Source organism: Winogradskyella psychrotolerans (assembly GCF_018860565.1).
Lineage (GTDB): Bacteria > Bacteroidota > Bacteroidia > Flavobacteriales > Flavobacteriaceae > Winogradskyella > Winogradskyella damuponensis.
The window spans coordinates 332722-353822 of sequence record NZ_JAHKPS010000029.1 but is presented as its reverse complement, the minus strand read 5'-3'; the positions used below and the strand labels follow the sequence as shown (position 1 = coordinate 353822).

Sequence of the window (21101 nt, the reverse complement as noted above, 5' to 3'; positions counted from 1 at the left end):
TCTATACCTTTGTAATTACTGTTATTATTCCTGCGTATATACCGTAACTAATGATACTCGCAAATACCGTTAGAAATTGGCGCATAAAATTGTTTTTACCTTCAAACCATTTCTTTTGAGCGAACTCAAAAAAAGAATATCCTAGAATTACAAATAGTAATCCATATAGTAGGTTAACCTCATTAAAGTAGAAGGTTAAAACCACGACTACATTTATAAATTGAGCGATATTAGCGTGTCTAGCCATTGCCCACTGGTTTGCGTTTACATCTATTTTGTTATTTTTCATTGTTATTATTATTATTATTATTATTATTATATCTATTTAAGGTTTTAAAGCTCTGATATATCTATTTTTGAGTAATGTACAGCACCTAAACTTTGCATATAGCAATGAGCATAATCTCCTTCTATATAAATTTGATAATGTCCAGCATTTCCTGTCATTGTAGGATTTACTAATTGTATCTCTTTTATTATGCTTAAGTCAGAATTGCACTCTAATAAAACAAGTTGTTTGTTTGGTTCGGGCGCTCCTACATAATCGTAAGACGTTGTACCTAGATAGTATATAGTAAACCCTCTTTTGAAAAATGTTCCATATGTAGGTTTTAAAGCTCTATTTACAACAGATAAATAATCACCCTCTGAATCATATATATTGCTTCTGGTAAATCCATAACCCGACCCATTATAAACAGATCTTTGCCACAGAAGAAACTCATTTAACTCTGTCGGTGCACCTCTCTTTAAATGCATACCCTGCAATATGCCGTCAATATTCCAAAATTTAAAATAACCTAAATGATGATCTAGAGCTTCATAACCTAAAGGGTTTTGTTCATGAGTCCATATATTTTCATTTAAGACACCTCCGCTCGTAGTCATAACATTAGTTTCTTGACCCACATGCACATTTAAAGGGTTAGCCTCTGATGTATGGTAGTACAATGCTATTGTTCTAGTCTCGTTCGGAAATCTATATAAATGTGGAGTTTCGGCTTGGTATCCGTCTATGATTTTACCAACTTCGACAAAGTCGGAACAATCTAAATTGTTTCCTTTACCCCAAAAAATACCACCATCGCCGTTATGATGGTCAGTCGAGTATATAAAAAAGTAGTTCTTATCACAAATAATCTCAGGAAAATCTGACGACTTGTAAGGCATAAACCAATACACAGTGTCAAAACCTTGCATTATATTGTCTTTAGAAATAACCTCTACCAAGGGAGGAAATTTTAATCCAGAGAAACTGTGTCCTTGAGACATGATACTATTTAACATCATAACAATTCTGTTCCGTTATTATTTAAATCAAGTATGCTTTGAATTTGACCAAGTGTTAAAGCTATATTCCACACTCTAAACTCGTCAAAATCGCCATCCCAAGAACTTGACGTAGTTAAGTTCCACGACTGTGTTCCAAGAGCTAAGTCTCCTGAAAATGCTTCCATTGCCACATAGCTTCCCTGACTACTTGTAGTAACACTTACTGATACCCCGTTTATGTATACTAATATTCCAGAAGCTAAAGATTGTCCGTCATAAGTTATTGCTATATGTAGCCACTCGTCTTGGTTCAAAGTTGGTACCGTTGTAACAGATATTTGACCTCCCGTGCTGTCATCAAATAGTTCTACTATCAATTTACCACTATTATCTGTACGTATTTGATACTGATGCCCTGATGGGCCTGAAAGTCTTTTAGACAAAAGAAAACGACCTGTACCTATTTTTCTTTTAACCCAAAAATCAAAAGAAAAAGGAGAATCTGTAGTTCCATTTCCGAAATTAAGATCAGTATGATTTGGTAATATAACATAACTTTGATTTCCAGTTAACTCAATGCAGTTGTTTACCTTACCAGTTCCGTAAGTTACATTTGTCGCTGTTCCATTTTCAACTCCTGCAGCATCTGTAGTGTTGGAGTTAAATTTGAAATATCTTTTTATGTTAGCTGTAGGCACATCTAAGCTACCTATTATAGTTACTGTATCTGTACTTAAATCACCGTTATCATAAAGAATATCAAAAGTATCACCTTCATCGCCAACAGCATCTAAGTTTAATGTTATTTCCGTATCGCTTACGAATGTCCATGAATTCAAAATAGCATTTTCACTAACCGAAATAAGTATATTCTCGCTAAATCCCATTCCTATTACAGTCACGCTTTTTCCTACTTCATCTTCTCTCAAATTACCGTAAAATGAAGTTGTTACAGGACCTGTATAACCTTTGCTTATATCGCCTATAACTGTTCCAACTAATACATCTCCATCTAAACGATCAAATACAACAGAGGCTAAATTTCCTTTATGCTGCAAACGGTGTATATTATCTAAACTTCTATATCCTTCTAATCGCACATTTTCACCTCTATGAAAGGCTACTTCACCAGAACCACGTCTTTTAAAATTTATAACATCACCTATAACGTACGTTCCTTTATTTACAGTAATTTTTACATCTGAGCTGCTATTAATTGGATACAAGCTATTTAAGCCTTTTTGTGCACCTGATATTGTTGTATTTTCTGTTATTTCTGATGCTACAGATATTGTGTTAGGTCCACCACTTTCATAACCACCAACATAAGGTAAAAACAAATGAAACACATCTGTCACATTCATGTCTGCTTCATTAATAGCAAAGTTGCCTGTAGCTACTAAATTAGCTTTACAAATAGTATTATTTAACACCATCTCATAACTATCTACCTCTGCTACAACACTCTTATTTTGAGAACTGTTATACATATTAAGAAATATACGCTCTCCGTTATGCTTCAATTCTCTGTACTTGGCTAATAAAGCAGAATAGCCTTGGTCATAATAAATAGCATTTACAATGTCGTTATCAACTTCTATAACAAATGAAGTGTCTGCAAAATCATTAATTTCTCCTGCTGGTATGTCTACATTTTCGTCTATTACTTTAGACTTTAATTCTTTTATTTGGAAATTGGCTGAATTTAAAAATGCATCAATTTCTTCTTGAGATATAGGATCATAATCTGCAATAGTGCCAGTAGTAGTGCCGAGATAAACAAAATGCGAAATCTCTGGAGCATTATATCTATAGATTAAACCTTCCGTTTGGCTGCCTTGATCGGCTATCATTGCAGCTTCGTTGGCATAGTAAGGTTGCTCTACAGTTCTGCTTTCATATTCGTAGAGCTGTTTTACTTTACTGCCAATCTCGGCCATGGAGTTATAACCATCTTCATCATGCTTGGTTCTATCATTTAATTCTTTTACAATGGCTGCACCTTCTGGTACAGTGTAAGTCTCGTTGTTAAAATCTCTAATGTCGTTCTGATTCATGTCTAATCAAATAATCCGTTAGCAAATAAACCTTCAGCAAATAAGGTGTTATATATAAATGCTTGTAATGCTGTGGCAGGATGTTTATCTCTTGTGCTATAATAGCGTTGTATATCTGGCGTGTCAGTATCATAATCTGGCACTTCAAAATTTGTTCCTGGTACTAAATCTTGAGTAATACTATAATCATTAACTATAGCTAAAGCCATAAGGCCTTCTATATTACCAAACTCTTGAATAGACAAGTCTAATACGCTCTGGTTTTGTATAATCATTGTGTTACTCGTTTTAGATTTATAAAATCTTTAATAGCATTATAATCTTTACCATCACGTTGCAAATGCAACTTTACTCTAGTCTTTAATTTTGTATCATCAACATTGCTGTTAATTAACTGTATAAGGTTGGCACCAATTAAAGGATCGCTTTTCCACTCACCTTGACTGGCTCTAAGTATTAAAGAGACCTCTTGTGTTAAGCTTTCACCTACAGCAAAATCACCGTTTACAAAAGTGATATCATCGTTATCATCTAATACTATATCAGTTGCCGTTACCATGCTTAATAGTGTCGTTTTTTATGTTGCTTAAATCTGCTCTTGGCAAACTCGTAAATGCTGTTACTAATGTTTTTAATGCTGCACCACCATCATTTGGTACTGGTGTCCAGCTGTTAAAAATCTCTTGTATTTTTTGTAAAATCAAAGTGTTTTTATCTAGCTGTGTCTTCAGCTCTGGTGCTTTTACCAAACCTTGAAAACTCTCACCGTTTAATGTGAGTTTACCGTTGTTTAAATGGCATTTAAATCCTGTTTTATCAACCATTTCAAAAGCCTCTATTTCTTCAGCTGAAATTAAAAAGGTTTGCGCGTCGTTATTTAGAATGACACCAATGAGACATTTACTGTCAATAGATGGCTTTATAAAAGAAGATCCCAAACCTAAAAGCACATCATAAAACTCTAAATCGTCTAGCAAACCTTTAACCGTTGCTGTCTTGGCTTCCCAATCTACATCAGTAACATAAGCGTAATGCGTTTGTATCTTAGCATTACCTTTCATTAGGTTTTCTAACAAACCACCAAAAGCTTCTATTTCTCTTCCTTTACTTTTCATGCTACAGCACCACCTAATGTTATCTCTTGTCTTATACTTGCGTTTTCAAAACGCTTTTTTACAGCTTCTACATAATAGATACCAGAACGCTCTGGATAAAGCGAGCTTTCTAAGGCTACTTTGAGACCATGCCTAACGGATGGAATGCCAAAACTTGTAAAACTGCCATCAAAACCACCACGCTTTCTTAACTCATAATCTTTTTGCATTAAGCGTTCTAGCTCGGCTTTTAATTCAATGTTGTAATACGTGAGCTGAAAATCATCACCACCTTCATCGCCAATTATCGCTTCAATCTTAGAACCGTTAGACAGTACCGAAATGCCTTTTAATCGTAATAAGATGTCTTCAGCACTTCTGTAATTAAGATCATTACTCACCGCATTTCGTTCTAAGTGAAACTTTAAGGTTTCCGTTTCGGTATCATCTGCATAGTACTTACCACAAACTAGCTGCTTACCTTTCATGTAACTAAAGAGCTTGTAAGGCTCTTTTCGCAGTTCGTTTAATACCTCTGCAACATTGGTTTTACTAAACCTAACACCACCAAGCGTTACACCTTCTAAAGCATCTACATCATAACCTGGTGCAATTTCATTTAGTAAGGTTTTGAGCTGCACAGATCTGTAACTTACATTTACTGGTAATTGCTTTAAGTTCCACATTTCATCTTCACAATGAATCTCAATAGGAATGTTAGCAGATACCTGTGTTACATAACCTTCAAACTCGGTAATATATTCCTGGTTATAACCAAACTCAATCTTTACAGGACGGCCACGTCTAAAAATTGTTTTCACATTGTCATATACATTTTGACCTTGTATTTTTATATTTCTAGGTAAACGTATCGTTGCTTTATCTGTTAACAATTTAAAGCTGCTCTCTACCTCAATTGAATTAACAATTTTAATAACAAGCTCTTTGCTTCCCTTGTAAGCTTCAAATGTTATGAGAGCATTCATTGCTAAAGTCATATTGAAGCGAGTTCTATAGGTTGATCACTACTGGCTGTAATTTCAAAAGGAATTACATTATGTCTGCCTTGTGGCTGTGTAAAATTTATCTCTTCAATGGTAATTCTATAAATGTCTTTATCCACAAACAAATCACCTTGAACCTCTATAGCATCTGCCAAATTATCCCACTTTAATAACTCACTTTGCAGGTCGTAGGCCTTAACTGTTGGCGTATCTAAACACAGGCCTCTAATTCTAATTTGCCAATCATCAAAACCGTAAATTTCTTTAACGGTACCATTACTACCTAATACATTAGTTTTAGTAACATTCTTAGCGCGTCTAAAATCTACAACAGTGGTTGGTGGTAAATCAAAATCTGCTAAATCCTCTACCTCTACAAGTTCACCGCGACCATTGTATTGTAAATACTTGTTGCCAGATGAAATGAAAGACACAGGAAACATGATTGGCGTTCCCATCCAACTCATTTTCTTTGCCGCTTCATACTCTTCTGTTGGTACAGAAGCATACACGGCTTTACCCACGGGCTGTAAACCTATTTGTGGCTTATACGTAATCGGGATAAACCCAAAAGCGGCATTAAATAGTTGCGATATGTCTGGCTTATAAGTACTCATACGGATAACATAGCATCTCTTAAGCGGTCGTTAATTTTGCCTGTGACCATATCGGCAATTTTATCTATTTTAGAAGCTGCAGCATCTGCAACACTAAAGTTGTTGGTAATATTTAACGTCATGGTAACACTCTTAGCAATGCCTTTTGCAGAGCCTTGCAAACCACCTGTTTTAGAGCCACCAGTATTAGCGTTGGTTTTACCATCTAAAGTGCTGGCATAATTACCAGGTGAAGCCATAGCACCTAAATCTTCGCTCTCGGTTTCTTCGTCTTCTTTTAACTTAAGAGATCCTGCACCTTTTACAAACTCGCCTGTAGCTTCTAAGGCTAAACCTGCAGCTTTTTTATAGCCATCGATGATAGATTGTTTACGCGCTTCGGTATCGGCATTAATACCATCAATCATTTTCTGATTTTCGGTACTATCACCTATGCCCATAGCTTCTTTAAACTCGTACCAGCCTAATTTAATTTTATTGATACCTAACATGATGCCTTGTATCATTAAATTAAAATTGGCTTGTGCTGTGGCCACAAATGCTTGAAATAACAGCTTTGCACCATTCCATGTATGTGTCCAGGCTTCACCCCAACCTTCAACAGAAGTAGTAAGCCAGACTATTGCACCAACTAAGGCTGCAACGCCTACAATAACAATACCAATAGGATTTGCTGTAAGTGCAGCATTCCACAACCATTGTGCTGCTGTGGTTGCTTGCGTTGCTGCAGTTTGCAACCAACTTACTTTTGTGAGTTGAGATATAATAGGAATCATTGAAGCCACACCAGTAACAACTGGAGACAACTCTACAACACCAGAGGCTATTGAGCCAAACGTATTGCTAAAACTTGTCTGTAAATCGGCTAACCAACCTTTAATACCTGCGTTGGCCTGCTCAATAGATGGTATTTTATTAATATCTAAATCGATACTACCTAAACCTTCAATCCATGCCATCCCAGCGTCTTCGCCTGCACCCTTAAAAATATCCGCTAAAACTAACTGCTTGGCTTGTGTGCTTGCACCTTCCATTGATTCGCTAATCATACGCACCGCTTCAAAGGTGGTTTTACCAGCTAAATCTTCAGCTGCTAAACCAATACCTTTTAAAGCATCTATTTGTGGTTGACCTATTTCTCTAAGTGAGAGATCAGCTTCCTTTATGGAATCCATCGCCTTATCACTAAAAATACCATCCTTACCTGCTTGTGCCATTAGGGCAATAGCTTGAGATTGAGATAAACCTAATTGGTTTATAAACGTTGGATATTCTTTTAATTGGTCTATAAAATCGCCATTGATGTTAGCACCTTTTTCAAATCCAGCTTCAATAAGAGCCATATTTTCTTCATAGGTACCACCAACTAATTTTGTCATAGCATTAGCAGCCTTAGCAATTTCATCTGGAGACTCATTAAAGACCTGTCCAAGTTTATAAGCTTTAGACGTAAGATCATCTAAAGCTTTGCCACTGGTATTAGACATACGCTGTATGTTAACACGCAAATCTTCTATCTGCGTTGTAAAAGCCATACCACTAATCGCTTTATTGACTAACTCAACGGTTTGGTTGGCTATTACAACAGCAGCACCCCAGTTAGCTTTTAACTTTGCTGGGTCTGGTGCTTTTTCAATTTCTTCTAGCTCGTGTTGTACTTCTACAAGTTGCTCTTTATAGCGTCTTACTTTAGTTTCACCAGCTTTTATATCAAAATCTAGCTTTGCCTTTAGCAAAGGATCTATGGCATCGCCTAAATCGTGAAGGCGTTTTTTTAGACTATCAATTTTCTTTTGTTCCTGGGCAATTTCAGAGCCTAAATCATTAAAGCTCTTTAAGGCTTGGTTGGCTGCTGCTTTTGCCGTGTCATCCATGCCATCTAGTGAAGCTGTAACTTTTCTAATGGTCGCATCAAAAGACTTAGCGTTTTTATCAACGCTTTTCATAGGAGCTGTGACCTTATCTATCAGCTCTAAAATCCATGATGTCTTTGTGTTAGTTGCCATTAATGCTTTTGAAAATTTGATTGGTTACATCAATCAATGATTTTTTACTTGCTACCTCAATGATAGCTGCGAGGTTCTTATATTCAATCGCTTTTACGTAGCTATATTCTTGATAATACTTAGACCAGTCCTCATCACTTAGGCTTTCTGGATCTAACTTATAATGGCTACGTAAAAGCGCATTGACTTTAGTTATAAATTGGCTGCTGTCCTCTTCATCAACCTCAAGCTTGAAGAGGTCTAACGCTTTTTTATGGTACTCTTGGCTTCTGATTTAAGTTTCTGAAGCTGCTCTAATACTTCCACGTACACAGAGCCATCTTTATCTAGAGCTTCCATATCACCACCCAAAACACAGTTTTTAATCAGTGATTTGTTGGTGAGCTCAACGTTTTTAGCCACAGCATGTTTGCCCATAGCTTCTAACACAGCTCTATCTGGTTTGCGAAGTACGTAGTTGTACGTATGGCCATCGACTTCAATCTCTAAATCTATGATGCGATGCTTACCATATTTAGCTTCCCATTGTGCGTTAAGCTCTGGTGTAATATCTGCAAATGTTGTATATACTTTGTCCATGGGCTTAGATTACATTCCACTCAATATGAGAGACAATTAATGTAAATTCTGTAGAGATGGTACCATCACCATTACTAACATCTACACCATCGTTTGTAAACTCACAATTTCTGATGCGATCTTTTACAATAGAACCATCAACTTTCTGGTATTGCACATTAATATCAAATGGCAAAATGTCTTGCAAACGACTACCAGTTGCTAATGCCGCTTTAATAGCGTCTGCCTCTTCTTTATATAGTGTTATTGAAGCATTAGCCTCATAGTTACCTTTAGAACGGCCAACAGGGTACATACCTGCACCAGGTACATTTTCCTTTTGTACGGTGTCATCGTAAGCAATCTTAAGAATACCTTCTACGTCTCTGGATAGCAAATTAACAGTGATGTCGTTCCATCCTGTCATTGTGCCAAACTTGTTAATTATTGTTGTATCTGTCGTCATGTCTATAATTTATCGGTTAAACCTAAATCTACTTCAAACTCAAAGACAATACCATCTACAACGATCTGACCTTTTATTAAAAGCGGATCATCCTCACTCAATGTTTGCGCTGGATTGATGTAAAAATCAAATCCAGAAATCTCGTTGTCGGCAATCATTACCTCTAAAGCTTTGTTTAGACGAGAATTCCAGTCGGCAATAGTAGAAGATCTAATAAAGCCAGTTTGTGGATCTTTCTTTACAACACCTCTAACGCGTGGTATAAGCGTTTGGCGTATATAACGCACGGCTTTGTTCCACACACGGTTATTTTCTATGTAGGCAAAATCATCGGCTTTCTCTACACAAGTAGGTGAGCTGTTAAAAAACACACCACCATAACCGTTGAAGCTTCCAGCATAGATATAACCAGAATCGGTTAACGATTTCTGATCTGCTTTAGATAATTGGCTAAAGTCTCTACCATCAGATAGGTTAGCGGATGCCCATGTACCTGTACCTGCAAGGCTTAATGGATAGTCTTCTCTTCCTTTTGCACTAGATGGCTTGTTTAAAATATCAACAGAGCCTAAATTTTCGTTAACCTGTCTTACACAAACACCACCTAACACTGTACCAACATCAGCATATTTTGCATACGCTGCAGCTTGAGACGCAACTGCAGGATCTTGTGCAATGCTTACCGAGACGTTAGGCGCATCTTGTGCTCTTAAGTCTGGATAATTAGCAACTGGAGTTAAAGTGTCTGCTTCACCTATACCTTCTAAAATAACAGCATCTATGTATCTGTTTTCCACAGCAAAAGCATCTACAAACTCTTGAACCTTATTGACATGTCCATCAAGATCTGGTACTTCTACATTATGATGCATAATGCCAATAACATTAGCTTCTGGAATGTCACGTACAGCAGCAATAAGATCTTCAGCGGCCACAATTGCTGTTGGTGCTTGATCTACTGCTACAGGAATTAAATGCAATTCACCATCTGGGCATATACCAAAGAAACGATCTATAGTATGATGTACCAGTACATTTTCGTTAGCATCAAAAGCAGCATCTACACCTAACGCCTCAGCATCGGTGGTTTGCAACAATTTGTATGCTGTGTTCACGGCGGCTGTTGTGCCTGTTAATGGCATCCCTACAATAAGGATAGCCTTATTGTCGTCAGTAGCGTTTCTACGCCCTAAACCACCGTTTAATTTATTTATAGTTACACCTCTAAAACTCATTATCCTGCAGTGTTTAGTTCTTCAATTCTAGCTTCAAAAGCTGCAATTACTGTTTTACGAGCTTTGCCTTCTTTTTCAATATCTAAATTGATAGTAGCTACATCAATAGTTGCTGTTTTAGCTAATTCAATTAACTGATCTGCAGATGCTGGTTTAATAGGGTCTACCTTTTCTGTTTCTGGAGTAGCTTCACCTAAACCTTCATTTTCAAATGTGATAACCTTTAATTTATCATTAGACTTAGCATGAAGATCTGCACGATTCTGGTCTAAAAAGGCATTACCATCATTGGTTACAAATCCTTCTGTTGCCTCTGGGTAATCCTTAAATAATTTGTCTGCTTTCTCTTGAAGCTGAGACTTGCTTAATATTTTGCTCATCGCTTATGGATTTAGTTTTGTTTTTTACCAAACAGTCGCTTAAAAAAGCCTGGTCGGTCTTTTGATTCTTTTTTTGGCGTTACGGTGATAGTGTCTCCGTGTTGCTCAATTTGATTTTCTATAATTGGTTTAACATCGAGAGTAAGCTCGCCTTTTCGGTTTTTTAGCTTTTTAATCTCGGTTTTAAACTCATTACTAATTGAAGTGGTTTCCTTACGGATGGCTTCCTCAATGGTTGGTCTTAGTAATTCTATGGTTTGCTTATTAGAAGCTGTAGACGCTGTGTACCCAACATAACCACCTACTGATACTGAAATAAGTACAATGATTAAGTTTTCTGCTAGGTTTCTAAAATTCATCTTCCAATATGTTTACAAGGAATACATAGACTTCTAAGCCAATCGCCTACATTAAAGCTTGGACATGCTTTGCTCGATAGCTCGTTATGTCCTACAACTTTTATATCTGGATGCCTTAAGATCATGTACCTTACATACACTTCTAAAGCATTTATTTGCTCTGGTGTTCTGGTGTCTTTTGGGTTGAAGTTTTTATCACAACCACCAACATACACCACATGTCTTGCAACACCGTTAAAGCCTTTTGCACCGTTAGATATTTCCCAGTTATCTACAGTATTATCTTGGTTAAAAGCGATTAGATTTTCTAAGCAGCCATCTATATGTATCATGTCAGAATAACCAACTCTAGACCATCCACGCTCTTTAATATGCCAGCGTTCTATGTCTGCTTTTGTGACCTCTCTACCTTCTGGTGTGTCGGTACAATGAATGACTAAATATTTAAGCGTTGACATGTAATGGGATTTTAAAAGACAGCCTAAACCTATGCTTAGGCTGTATTTATAGTTTATTAGGCTTTTCCAGAGATGATTGCAGCAGATCCTTCAATTCCGTACGCCACGATGATGTGGTGTAGTCTAAAACCTACTGTGTTTTCTCTCATTTCTGGATTGTCCTTTGCATCTTTAGCATAACGTTTTACTGTACCTGCAGCTTTTGCCGTAGAACCTTTATGAAATACTACAGAACTCTTACGTCCAGTTGTAGCACTACCATAAGCGATCTTCTCTAAAGTAGTATCATCATACTCTGGTGTTGTTGAATCTTCATAGATTTTAAACCCGTAGTACATGTTGCTTACCACACCATTAGTTTGGTTATGGTATTGCGTATAAAATTTTCTATCCTCTTCTAGTAAGTCACTCACATGATCATCACAAAGAATTAAAATTCTACCTTTTTTGCTGATGCCTTTTTTATTCATCTTAGCTTGTAAAGTTCTAAGATCTTTAGTTTGTAGTTTTAAACGACCAGTACCATCATTGTCTCCAGTAGATTCTAATACAAACTGGTTTTCGGCTTCTTCATTTTCTTGTGGTGCTAATCCCCAAAGACCATATTCCATCGTCTCATCCTCTAAAGTCTCTCTGTGCTGCATTTGCACATCAGATACTTTCTCATAAGGCAAAGCGTACAATTCGTCATCGGTAACAGTGGTGTTCTCAGTATCAAACTTATGCAAGGCTACAATGACATGACTATCATCTCTGTTATTAGACACAATAGGGTAGTTGGTGTTATCAATTAAGACCTTTGGTGCTGCACCTCGCTTAGGTATCTTAATAACATCGTTATTAACCCAGCTTTGCTTAGATCTAATTTCTGAAACCCACGTATGCTCGTGACGTAATTGTTTAATCATTTCACGTTCGGCAAGTTCATTCTTTATAGGTAAGGCTACGGTTGTAACTGCCATTGATACAGTTTCGCCAGTAGATGCGCCAAAGGCATGCCCTACAGTTGTAACTACAGCAATCATTAAGATTGCAAGTAAGCATTTAAAAAAGTTTTTCATCGTTGTTTTTGTTTTTGTTGTTTGTGTGTTTATAAGTGGTTATGATAATAGATTTGGGATTTCTTCTTATCAGTAAATTTGTATTTATCTAGCAGCTTCTAATTCTGCATAAGCTTCTGGGTCTTCAGCCAATAAAGCTTCTAATGCATCAGGATCTTTTTCTAGGTAATCATCAAAAGTCCAAGATGCGTGTCCTACTGATTTATCACCTTTTCCTTGAGGATCTAATTCTCTACTTAGTTTTGGTTTTGCTACCATAGCATCTAAAGCAATCTTTGCAGAATCAAAATCAGCAGTTGCTAACTTCTCATAAGCCGCTACTTCTTTAGCTGTAATTTTCTTTGCTTTTAAAGCAGCTTCGACTAAGGTTTTAGCTTCAGCAGTAACCTCTTCATCTTCAGCTCCAGCTTCTGGTGTTTTTTTACCAGCTGCTGCTTGTGCATCTAACTCACGCTTTTTTAAAGCATCAATTTTCATTGCAGATTTTGCCTCTGCAATCTGATCATCAGTTGCATTAGCATCTAAGCCTAAAAAGGCAATTAACTCTTCTCTGTCCATTATGTTCGTTTTTGTTTTTGTGTTCGGTTTTTGTGTTTTCTTTGCTTCTGGTATTATAGGTGCACCACATGCGGCTAGTGCATCTACATCAAAATCTGTAAAGGCTTCCACTTCGCCTTCAATGGCATCTACGAAACCTTCAGCTAGTAACTCGTCGGCATCCATCCAGTAGTCTCCATCTGCCCATAAAGCTTCTATTTTGTCTTCGGTTTTACCAGTCTTTTTGGCGTAGGCTTTTTTGTAATCTTTTGTGATGTTTTCAGCTAATTTTAACGAGCTTTTAATCTCTTTTACATTGCCACGAGCACCAAGCATTGGCATGTGAATCATACCTTGGGTGTTCTTTTTAATAGTTGTGTGAAAATGACTCGTTAGATAAGTAAAAGCCGATGCCATAAGCGCATGAACTTTTATCTTAACATCATCAAATTGCTGAAACAAGGCTAACAGATCGTTAGTAGCAAATACAGAACCACCTTCAGAACTACCTTCTATAATTGCGTTTTTAATTCCTGCTTTAATAGCTTCATCTATTTGTGTTCTTAGTTTGCTACCATCTTCAGCAGACCACGACCAGATACGTCCAACAATTTTAAAATAGGCTGTACCATTATCTATGGCTGCAGAAATGCTACCTACTTCTTTTTTGTTTTCGCTAAATGCTATAAGTTGTTTGTACTTCACCTTAACCTGTTTATTTGGTTCGTTTTGAAAGCACAAAAATGCAAGCTCTTTAAGGCTTAAAAAAAAGCACATACGGAATCTGTAGGTATTTCCTACGTTTTTACGTGGTTTTAGATACGGATTCCGTATTGCAAATTCTTTTAGATGGCAATCCTTATGATATTTGCTGTGTAATTAAGTAGTAAATATGGCTAAGAAACGAGAACGTGCGGCTGGTAGAGTGCTTTATGTAGAGCAGGGCAAAACCGCTAAAGAGTGTGCAAGATTGGTAAATGTTACCGAGAAAACCTTTGGCGACTGGGTAGAGAAATATGGGTGGAAAGCGCAGAGAGACGCTAAACACAACTCTAAAGACCAGCGCATAGACAACATTAAGAATGTTATTGATGGCATTACCGAAGACCGTTCTGCGACACGTACACGTTTAAACGAGCTTAAAGTAGAGTTAAAACAGTACCAAGACCAAAAAGATATGGACATGGTAGCTTTAACCAAAGACATGATCTCTGACCTGCGTAAAGAATTAGTGGGTTACGATGATGCCATTTCTAAGTGGAATAAAACCTTAGAAAACTTTGATAAAGAGCACACCGTATCACTCTCTAATTACCTGCATGTAATGGATGAAGTGTTTAAAGACATGCAAGGTTCGCATCCAGAGCTTTACTTACAAAGTTTAGATTTTCAAGAGCAGCACATAACTAAAGTATCTATACAATTAGGATAAGATGAATTTTAAAAGATTAGTAAGCCTTATAAAACAAGGCGCACCAAAAGAGCAGTATTATTTAGAACTAGGCTCTTATTTTATAAGAAAAGGTACAGGTTATGTTGTAGGCCAGCCTTTTGAGTTTAGCCAAGTCAGCCGAAAAAAGGATGCCCCTAAAATTTGCAAAAAGCAATTCTTTATAAAAAACTTGTATTTCAATTTTAGGCAAAACAAGATCACTTATAAGTTAACCACAAATCCAGATTTAAACCGCGTTGAACAGGAAGGATAAAATAGCATTAGAACGCTATAGAAAGCGTTTAGAGTTTGCTCGCAGTTCTGGTGAAGTGAATGCCTTTGAAACCAAGGCAGAACAAAAAGCTAGAATAGAACGTGCTAAGAAGGATTATGCCTATATGTGTAAGGAATACTTTCCGCATTATGCGACTTCTGAGCCTGCTGATTGCCATTTAAAGGCAGCCAAGCAAACTATGAAAAATCCGACTATAAAGAAGTTTGATGAGATGCCTCGTGGATTTGGTAAGTCGGTAATGGATGATATTCTTATTCCGTTTTGGCTATGGATAAATGACCAGGCACATTATATGGTTCTGGTAACGGTATCTAAAGACAGAGCTTCAGAACTGCTAGAAGATTTACGTGCCGAGTTTGAAGGCAACCCAAAAATTATACACGATTTTGGTGAGCAACACGGTCACGGCCAATGGGAGAAAGGTTTCTTTATTACCAAAAGTGGCTTTGTTGCAAAAGCTCTTGGTGCAGGGCAGTCTGTGCGTGGTTTGCGTGTAAAATCTCGAAGACCAGATTATATTGTTGTCGATGATTTAGAGACTAAAGAACTCATTAAGAATCCGAAACGACAGGATGAATATGTAAAGTGGATTGAGCGCGATCTTATACCAACAATGGATGGAGATATTAGACGCTTTGTGTATGCCAATAACCGTTTTGCGCCTGTAATGATACAGACCAAACTGCAAGAGAAGCATCCAGAATGGGTTGTAAATCATATTAAAGCTTATGATCCTGTTACCTACAAACCAACATGGCATCAAAAATACCACGATAACTATTACCGTGAGTTAGAAAAAGACATTGGTACACTTGCACTCGAAGCAGAGTATTTACAAAATCCACAGGTAGAAGGGTATTACTTTAAACCAGAGCATATACAATACGGCAAAATGCCAAAGCTCAACCAGTTTAAAATTATCATTGGTACTTGGGATGTGGCTTATGCAGGTAGTGCGACATCAGATTATAACGCCATTGATGTCAAAGGCCTTCACGATAAGAACTTTTGGGTCATAGACACTTTTGTTAAACGCTGCAAAATGGTTACTGCAGTGTCTTATATGTGCGATTTTCAGAAGCGACTGCCTAAAACCGTTGTAGTTCATTGGCGTTTTGAAGCCCAGTTTTGGAATGATGAAGTAGAGCGTGTTATACGCGAAACCGAACGCCAATATGGCATTAAGCTCAATATCCTTAAAATACAAGTGCCAAAGATTAAGAAGATGGACAGGATTCTAACCTTGCATCCTTACTACCAAAATGGCCGGATTTTCTACAACGAAAAGCTAAAGAGTCACAACGATACTCAAGTAGGTATTGCACAGCTCTTATCTATTGAGCCAAATTATAAAACAAATGACGATTACCCAGACACACAGCAAACGGGTATTGCATTGCTAGAGCCTTATAACACGCAGAATGACGGCCTTAATTACAGACAAGGCAAAATGCGACCTAAAAACGAGCGTATATGATTTATATAAATGCAGATGATTTAAAAACAGATAGCTACCAACGTTTTATAGACGAAAGCACAGCAGATGATCCTGGTGTTATAGATCGGTCAGAACTGATTGCTATTGGCATTACTAAAACGCTACTTAAAGGCCGTTATGATGTGGCTTTAATCTTTGATGAAACCGAACCTATACGCGATGAGTTCTTAGCAGAAATCATTGTAAAACTTACCATGTATAAAATCATTGGTAGAAACGCAGCGCGTAAAGTACCAACGGATTTAAAAACCGATTTTGATTGGGCTATGAGTCAGCTTGAGAAAATTAACGCAGGTAAGGTATCTCTCGATTTGCCTTATCCAACCGATGAAGATGGCAACTCTACACTTAAGCCAATGTTTGGCAATAACACTAATAAAGACTTTTACATCTAATGAAATTACCTAAGCCATTACATAATTTAGTCTCAAAATACGTATTTAATAATACAAACGAGAGCACATTAAGAGTTGTAGCAGCTACAAAAGCAGGCAACAATTATGCTTCTGGTAAAATCACCAGAGAAGCCGAAACTATGGCTGCCAAAAGTTTAAAAGATTGGAAGCAAGCCATACAACTGGCTACAGATCCAGACGATCCAAATCGCATGCTACTAGATAGGCTTTACAAAAACTTAAAGCTAGACAGTCATTTAGTGGCTTTGTTTGAAAACAGAACCGAGCCTGTACAAGGTGCACCATTTCGATTAGTAGATGAGTCTGGTAATGAAGATGAAGAGGCTAAGCAGTTATTAGAAGCCATGTGGTTTATCGATTTCATTGGCATGTGTATGAATTCTAAATGGGAAGGTACTAAAGTCATTGAGCTTTATGAGCTAGACGAAGAGCTGTATCTTAAAGACATTGAAGAGATACCAATGGGTTACATTATACCTTCTAAAGGCATCATAACCAAAGAGGAAGGTGGTACAGAAGGCTGGAGCTACAAAGAAGGTGCTTTTGCCGACAATTACATACAGATTGGTAAAGATGATTTCTTAGGTTTACTAGCACAATTAGCACCTTTGGTGTTAGGTAAAAAACTAGGCTTTGGCTCTTGGTTAGATTATATTGAAAAATACGGCATACCACCAATATTTGCCATAACAGATAGAGAAGATCAAGTCCGTATGGATCAACTCTATGAGGCTTTACTCAACTTTAAATCTAACAACTTTATGGTTGGTAGAGGACAGGAAACCTTTGAAGTTGGAAAAGACTCTAGCGGTGGTAATGTGGACATTTTTGACAAGCTTATTGATCGTTACAACTCAGAGCTTTCTAAACGTGTAAATGGTGCTACTGGTACCACAGATGAGAAGAGTTATACAGGTGCTGCAAATGTGCATGCCGAAATTTTAGCAACTAAGCACAAACTAGATAAGTTTTTTGTAAAGGTTATTATAAACGATCAGCTTATACCAAGGCTTGTTAAATTGAGTCCTGTATATGCACCTCTAGAACGCTTACGATTTGAATGGGATGATACAGAATCTTTAACCTTAAAAGAACTTTTAGACACCATAAAAGACCTAAGCCAATACTACGAGTTTGATATTAAAGAGCTCGAAAACCGTACAGGCTTACCAATTACAGGTGTGAAGACAACAGGTGTACCAACAATGGAAAATCCACCAGCACCACCTACTAAAAAAAAAAGTCTAAAAAAAGTGGTGTAAACCATCTAGCAGCGCATTATAACTCTAACTGTTGTGGCCATGAAAACATAGAGCTTAATGCTGTAAGTTTAAACGCCTGGAACAAAGTAATAGAGCGTGTGGCAAAAGAGCTGCATTCTGGACAACTAAAGCCAACCGATTTAGACCAGGAACTATTAACCACCACTTACAAAGAACTTAATAAAGGCATTTCTGAAGGTTATGGCGCAAGGTTTACCAAGTTTGATGCTGCTAATACCAAAACCGTACAGCAACTCAAACAAAACATTTACCGTTTTTCTGCAGCTAAGACGTATCAAGAGCTTCAAAAGTTCAACACCTATTTAACCGATAAAGATGGCAAAGAGCGCAGTTTTAACGACTTTAAAAAGTTGGTATTAGATAAGCATCCGACGTACAACGTCAATTACCTGCAGGCAGAATATCAAACCGCAAAAGCATCGGCACAAATGGCAGCTAAGTGGCAGCAGTTTCAGCGTAATAAAGACCGATATCCTAATCTAAGATATAAAACTGTAGGCGATGAGCACGTAAGAGATGATCACAAAGACCTTGATGGATTTGTTGCTGCAATAGACGATAAGATTTGGGATAGAATTTACCCACCTAACGACTGGAGATGTCGTTGCTATGTTGTACAAACAGACAGTCCTGCATCTAGCTTCACACCTAATACAGACTTTATGAAACCTGACTTTAGCATTAATGTCGGTAAAACAGGATCTGTATTTAACGAAAATTCTCATCCATATTATATAATGCCAAAGCGTGACGAAAAAGCTGTAAAAGTTGCTTTTGAGAGTTTTAAACTGCAATCTAATTACGGTAAAGCCAAGTACAATAGTAAAAGTGGTGGTAAAGTATTTGTAAGTGATTTTGCAGAGGCAGAAACGCTATATAGCAATTACACGGTTGCCAAGACATTAGCAGACAAGGGTATGACCTTAAAAATTCAACCTAAGATTGATGCTACCATTTTACCTAAAGACACTAAAAGCACTTATCTCATTGGTAAGAAAACAGCAGAACGTGTTACACGTTTTAAGCTAGATTTTAAAGACACATTTACTACTGCAGAAAAACAAGGAGTAGCCATTGTTATTATAGATTTAATTGATAATAAAAACAGCATTACCAAAGTGGTGACCGAAGTTAACAAAGCTTTAGAAGACAAAAAAGCCTATCCGAGCATTACAGAAGTGATTGTAATTTCTAAAGACAGAAAGCAAGTAGAACGTATAAAGCGTAACTAATGAGTAAAATAAATAAAACACCAGATTTTCTTGGAATGGCTGAAGTCTTAAAGCGGAAACTGCAAAAGGATGCCGAAATACAAGGTATGGACTTTATACATCAGAATTTTTATGACCAAGGTTGGCACGGTTCTACGTTTGAAGCTTGGGAACCACGAAAACATCCTTTGCAATATTTATTGCTAATAATTTCAAATAGTATGTTTAATTCTATTGGAGTAGAAAGCAGTTCTCTTGAGCAAGTTGTTTTTACAGCTGAATCACCTTATGCCGCTGTGCATAATGAAGGACTTTCTGTGAATGCAACTGCAAGAGTTGAAAAATACATCAACAGGAATTTTATGGGAAAAGGTAAATCTGTTGAAATAAAAGCACACTTAAGAAGAATTAATTATAAAATGACTAAACGCCAATTTATGGGTGAGTCCGATATGTTTGATAAACAATGGAACGACCATGTGAGTAATGAAATTATAACACGATTTAAACAGCTTTAAAATACCATTTAAACCATGCAAAACTGGAAAGACTTATACTTAGAACATGCTAACATGATTAGCGCAAAAACCGATGCTATAGAGTGGATAGATTTGTGGCATAACCAGGTTAATTTTTTAGAAACCGAACACCCATTTCCAACACCTGCAGCTTTTTTAAGTTACCGAACATTGCAGACTAATGATGTTGGCCAAAAGGTGCAAAATGTAAACCTGCAGGTTGATGTTTACCTCTTTTACGAAACATTTGCAGATACGTATAAGGATAGTTTTAACCAAGAAAGTGCCTTAGTATTTATCGATTTAATGGATGTGATAAATAGTGTGTTTCATGGTTCTGCAGGTGAAAACTTTAGTAGTATGAGACGCACAGGCTTTGCACCAATGGACACTGGTAATGCAGGTAATTTGTATCGTATGACTTACACTTGTCAGTTAATGGATTACTCAGCTACTAAAGATTATGATGAGCATGAGTTAGATGAGATTAAGATTGAGAAGTCTGAACAGCCTTATTTATTGGATTAGAAAAAAGCCTCAATTACGAGGCTTTTAAATACATTTAAATTGTTCTACAGCATGATCAAAGCAAAGCCAACCGCCTTCACTAAAATGGACTCTAAAGATGCCCATATACCAGTCCGTTTTTTCAATGGTAACTATATGTTTTGGTTTTTTACGATCTTGCAATTTCAAACCAATAAATTCGTCATGCTCTTTAAATTCTTTTCCCCATCCATCCTTTAATGCTTGGGTAATGCTGAATTGTCTGGTGTTAGTGTATTTTACGATTCCCATTATTTATTTTAGAATTTTATACTCTATAAAATATTACATCTTCAATGGTTCTAACTTCTCTAAAAAACTTAGAGGCTAGTTTTTGTTTAATCCAATGGTCTGAGAACTTTTGAACGCCATACTCTTTTACATTAATGAGACGCTCGTGCTCAGATCTTATTGCTTCGTAAAATTCGTTTGTTCTAGGTTTAACAGCCATAGTACAAAGAAAATAGAAATTTCTTATTTTTCCAAAAGCAGTTTTAACACAAAAAAGCCTCAATTAAGAGGCTTTTTAAGTTCACTATAAATTTTCGAGGGCTTTGCCATACTCTTCCATTGTTTTTATAGATTTAACCTTGTCTTTTTCTATAACAATAACATGGTCTTCATAGAAATACATTTCGGCACCAAACATCTTACTTTTGTTTTTGGGCTCACCAGCTACTTCAATAACTTTTTCTGGTGACATTCCTACTTCTACATTAGATGCAGATTTACCGGAACATGAAAATGCAAATAACAAGGCAATTAATAATAGTTTTTTCATAATATATTGATTTTTAA

General features: G+C 36.8%; 28 protein-coding genes. 8 read left to right on the top strand and 20 right to left on the bottom strand.

From position 1 onward, the window contains the following. Nucleotide 1: 1 nt before the first annotated feature. From KO504_RS17070 to KO504_RS16990, 17 genes are all read right to left on the bottom strand, one after another. Complete coding sequence (locus KO504_RS17070) at nucleotides 2–289, bottom strand: hypothetical protein (protein WP_215928935.1); 288 nt, start codon at nucleotides 287–289, stop codon at nucleotides 2–4. A 44-nt stretch (nucleotides 290–333) separates the two neighbouring features. Beyond that, a complete protein-coding gene (locus tag KO504_RS17065; RefSeq protein WP_215928933.1) occupies nucleotides 334–1272 on the bottom strand; it encodes a hypothetical protein in 939 nt (312 codons plus the stop codon). Nucleotides 1273–1286: 14 nt separating this feature from the next. Continuing rightward, complete coding sequence (locus KO504_RS17060) at nucleotides 1287–3329, bottom strand: LamG domain-containing protein (RefSeq protein WP_215928932.1); 2043 nt, start codon at nucleotides 3327–3329, stop codon at nucleotides 1287–1289. A 2-nt stretch (nucleotides 3330–3331) separates the two neighbouring features. Next, the gene (locus KO504_RS17055; protein ID WP_215928931.1) at nucleotides 3332–3604 is read right to left on the bottom strand and encodes a hypothetical protein; all 273 of its coding nucleotides are present in this window, start codon (nucleotides 3602–3604) and stop codon (nucleotides 3332–3334) included. Continuing rightward, the gene (locus tag KO504_RS17050; protein ID WP_215928930.1) at nucleotides 3601–3888 is read right to left on the bottom strand and encodes a hypothetical protein; all 288 of its coding nucleotides are present in this window, start codon (nucleotides 3886–3888) and stop codon (nucleotides 3601–3603) included. Before KO504_RS17050 ends, KO504_RS17055 begins: the two co-directional genes overlap by 4 nt. Continuing rightward, the gene (locus KO504_RS17045) at nucleotides 3872–4444 is read right to left on the bottom strand and encodes a hypothetical protein (protein ID WP_215928929.1); all 573 of its coding nucleotides are present in this window, start codon (nucleotides 4442–4444) and stop codon (nucleotides 3872–3874) included. Before KO504_RS17045 ends, KO504_RS17050 begins: the two co-directional genes overlap by 17 nt. Continuing rightward, the gene (locus KO504_RS17040) at nucleotides 4441–5421 is read right to left on the bottom strand and encodes a hypothetical protein (RefSeq protein WP_215928928.1); all 981 of its coding nucleotides are present in this window, start codon (nucleotides 5419–5421) and stop codon (nucleotides 4441–4443) included. Before KO504_RS17040 ends, KO504_RS17045 begins: the two co-directional genes overlap by 4 nt. After that, nucleotides 5418–6044 (bottom strand): DUF6046 domain-containing protein, encoded by a 627-nt coding sequence (locus tag KO504_RS17035; protein WP_215928926.1) that lies wholly within the window; start codon nucleotides 6042–6044, stop codon nucleotides 5418–5420. The genes KO504_RS17040 and KO504_RS17035 overlap by 4 nt, the downstream gene beginning before the upstream one ends. Further along, entirely contained in the window at nucleotides 6041–8050 is a 2010-nt protein-coding gene (locus tag KO504_RS17030; protein ID WP_215928924.1) for a phage tail tape measure protein, read from the bottom strand. The genes KO504_RS17035 and KO504_RS17030 overlap by 4 nt, the downstream gene beginning before the upstream one ends. A 240-nt stretch (nucleotides 8051–8290) precedes the next feature. Continuing rightward, a complete protein-coding gene (locus tag KO504_RS17025; RefSeq protein ID WP_215928923.1) occupies nucleotides 8291–8629 on the bottom strand; it encodes a hypothetical protein in 339 nt (112 codons plus the stop codon). 4 nt (nucleotides 8630–8633) lie between these two features. Then, entirely contained in the window at nucleotides 8634–9074 is a 441-nt protein-coding gene (locus KO504_RS17020; protein ID WP_215928922.1) for a hypothetical protein, read from the bottom strand. 2 nt (nucleotides 9075–9076) lie between these two features. Further along, nucleotides 9077–10309, bottom strand: coding sequence for a DUF2586 family protein (locus KO504_RS17015; RefSeq protein WP_215928921.1), 1233 nt, complete (start codon nucleotides 10307–10309; stop codon nucleotides 9077–9079). Then, entirely contained in the window at nucleotides 10309–10689 is a 381-nt protein-coding gene (locus tag KO504_RS17010) for a hypothetical protein (protein WP_215928919.1), read from the bottom strand. The genes KO504_RS17015 and KO504_RS17010 overlap by 1 nt, the downstream gene beginning before the upstream one ends. 11 nt (nucleotides 10690–10700) lie before the next feature. Continuing rightward, complete coding sequence (locus KO504_RS17005) at nucleotides 10701–11048, bottom strand: DUF3888 domain-containing protein (protein WP_215928917.1); 348 nt, start codon at nucleotides 11046–11048, stop codon at nucleotides 10701–10703. After that, nucleotides 11045–11506, bottom strand: coding sequence for an N-acetylmuramoyl-L-alanine amidase (locus tag KO504_RS17000; RefSeq protein ID WP_215928915.1), 462 nt, complete (start codon nucleotides 11504–11506; stop codon nucleotides 11045–11047). The genes KO504_RS17005 and KO504_RS17000 overlap by 4 nt, the downstream gene beginning before the upstream one ends. A gap of 56 nt (nucleotides 11507–11562) precedes the next feature. Beyond that, a complete protein-coding gene (locus KO504_RS16995) occupies nucleotides 11563–12567 on the bottom strand; it encodes a hypothetical protein (protein ID WP_215928911.1) in 1005 nt (334 codons plus the stop codon). 84 nt (nucleotides 12568–12651) lie between these two features. Then, nucleotides 12652–13809, bottom strand: coding sequence for an ATP-dependent Clp protease proteolytic subunit (locus tag KO504_RS16990; protein ID WP_215928902.1), 1158 nt, complete (start codon nucleotides 13807–13809; stop codon nucleotides 12652–12654). A 187-nt stretch (nucleotides 13810–13996) separates the two neighbouring features. Here KO504_RS16990 and KO504_RS16985 point away from each other — a divergent pair, with 187 nt between their 5' ends. From KO504_RS16985 to KO504_RS16950, 8 genes are all read left to right on the top strand, one after another. After that, a complete protein-coding gene (locus KO504_RS16985; protein WP_215928900.1) occupies nucleotides 13997–14536 on the top strand; it encodes a helix-turn-helix domain-containing protein in 540 nt (179 codons plus the stop codon). 1 nt (nucleotide 14537) lies between these two features. Beyond that, the gene (locus tag KO504_RS16980) at nucleotides 14538–14810 is read left to right on the top strand and encodes a hypothetical protein (RefSeq protein WP_215928898.1); all 273 of its coding nucleotides are present in this window, start codon (nucleotides 14538–14540) and stop codon (nucleotides 14808–14810) included. Continuing rightward, a complete protein-coding gene (locus tag KO504_RS16975; protein ID WP_215928896.1) occupies nucleotides 14794–16308 on the top strand; it encodes a hypothetical protein in 1515 nt (504 codons plus the stop codon). The genes KO504_RS16980 and KO504_RS16975 overlap by 17 nt, the downstream gene beginning before the upstream one ends. Continuing rightward, a complete protein-coding gene (locus KO504_RS16970; RefSeq protein ID WP_215928894.1) occupies nucleotides 16305–16724 on the top strand; it encodes a phage protein Gp36 family protein in 420 nt (139 codons plus the stop codon). The genes KO504_RS16975 and KO504_RS16970 overlap by 4 nt, the downstream gene beginning before the upstream one ends. Then, nucleotides 16724–18007 (top strand): phage portal protein family protein, encoded by a 1284-nt coding sequence (locus KO504_RS16965; protein ID WP_215928892.1) that lies wholly within the window; start codon nucleotides 16724–16726, stop codon nucleotides 18005–18007. Before KO504_RS16970 ends, KO504_RS16965 begins: the two co-directional genes overlap by 1 nt. Nucleotides 18008–18105: 98 nt before the next feature. Further along, nucleotides 18106–19260: a phage head morphogenesis protein gene (locus KO504_RS16960; RefSeq protein ID WP_215928890.1), complete on the top strand. Its 1155-nt coding sequence runs from the start codon at nucleotides 18106–18108 to the stop codon at nucleotides 19258–19260. Then, on the top strand, nucleotides 19260–19757 hold the full coding sequence (locus KO504_RS16955) for a hypothetical protein (RefSeq protein ID WP_215928888.1): 498 nt from the start codon (nucleotides 19260–19262) through the stop codon (nucleotides 19755–19757). Before KO504_RS16960 ends, KO504_RS16955 begins: the two co-directional genes overlap by 1 nt. A 15-nt stretch (nucleotides 19758–19772) precedes the next feature. Further along, nucleotides 19773–20285 (top strand): hypothetical protein, encoded by a 513-nt coding sequence (locus KO504_RS16950; protein WP_215928886.1) that lies wholly within the window; start codon nucleotides 19773–19775, stop codon nucleotides 20283–20285. 24 nt (nucleotides 20286–20309) lie between these two features. On the opposite strand, the gene KO504_RS16945 is transcribed toward KO504_RS16950, so the two are convergent. From KO504_RS16945 to KO504_RS16935, 3 genes are all read right to left on the bottom strand, one after another. Continuing rightward, nucleotides 20310–20555 (bottom strand): hypothetical protein, encoded by a 246-nt coding sequence (locus tag KO504_RS16945; RefSeq protein WP_215928884.1) that lies wholly within the window; start codon nucleotides 20553–20555, stop codon nucleotides 20310–20312. 16 nt (nucleotides 20556–20571) lie between these two features. After that, the gene (locus KO504_RS16940; RefSeq protein WP_215928882.1) at nucleotides 20572–20754 is read right to left on the bottom strand and encodes a hypothetical protein; all 183 of its coding nucleotides are present in this window, start codon (nucleotides 20752–20754) and stop codon (nucleotides 20572–20574) included. Nucleotides 20755–20838: 84 nt separating this feature from the next. Further along, complete coding sequence (locus KO504_RS16935; RefSeq protein ID WP_215928880.1) at nucleotides 20839–21084, bottom strand: hypothetical protein; 246 nt, start codon at nucleotides 21082–21084, stop codon at nucleotides 20839–20841. Nucleotides 21085–21101: the final 17 nt, after the last annotated feature.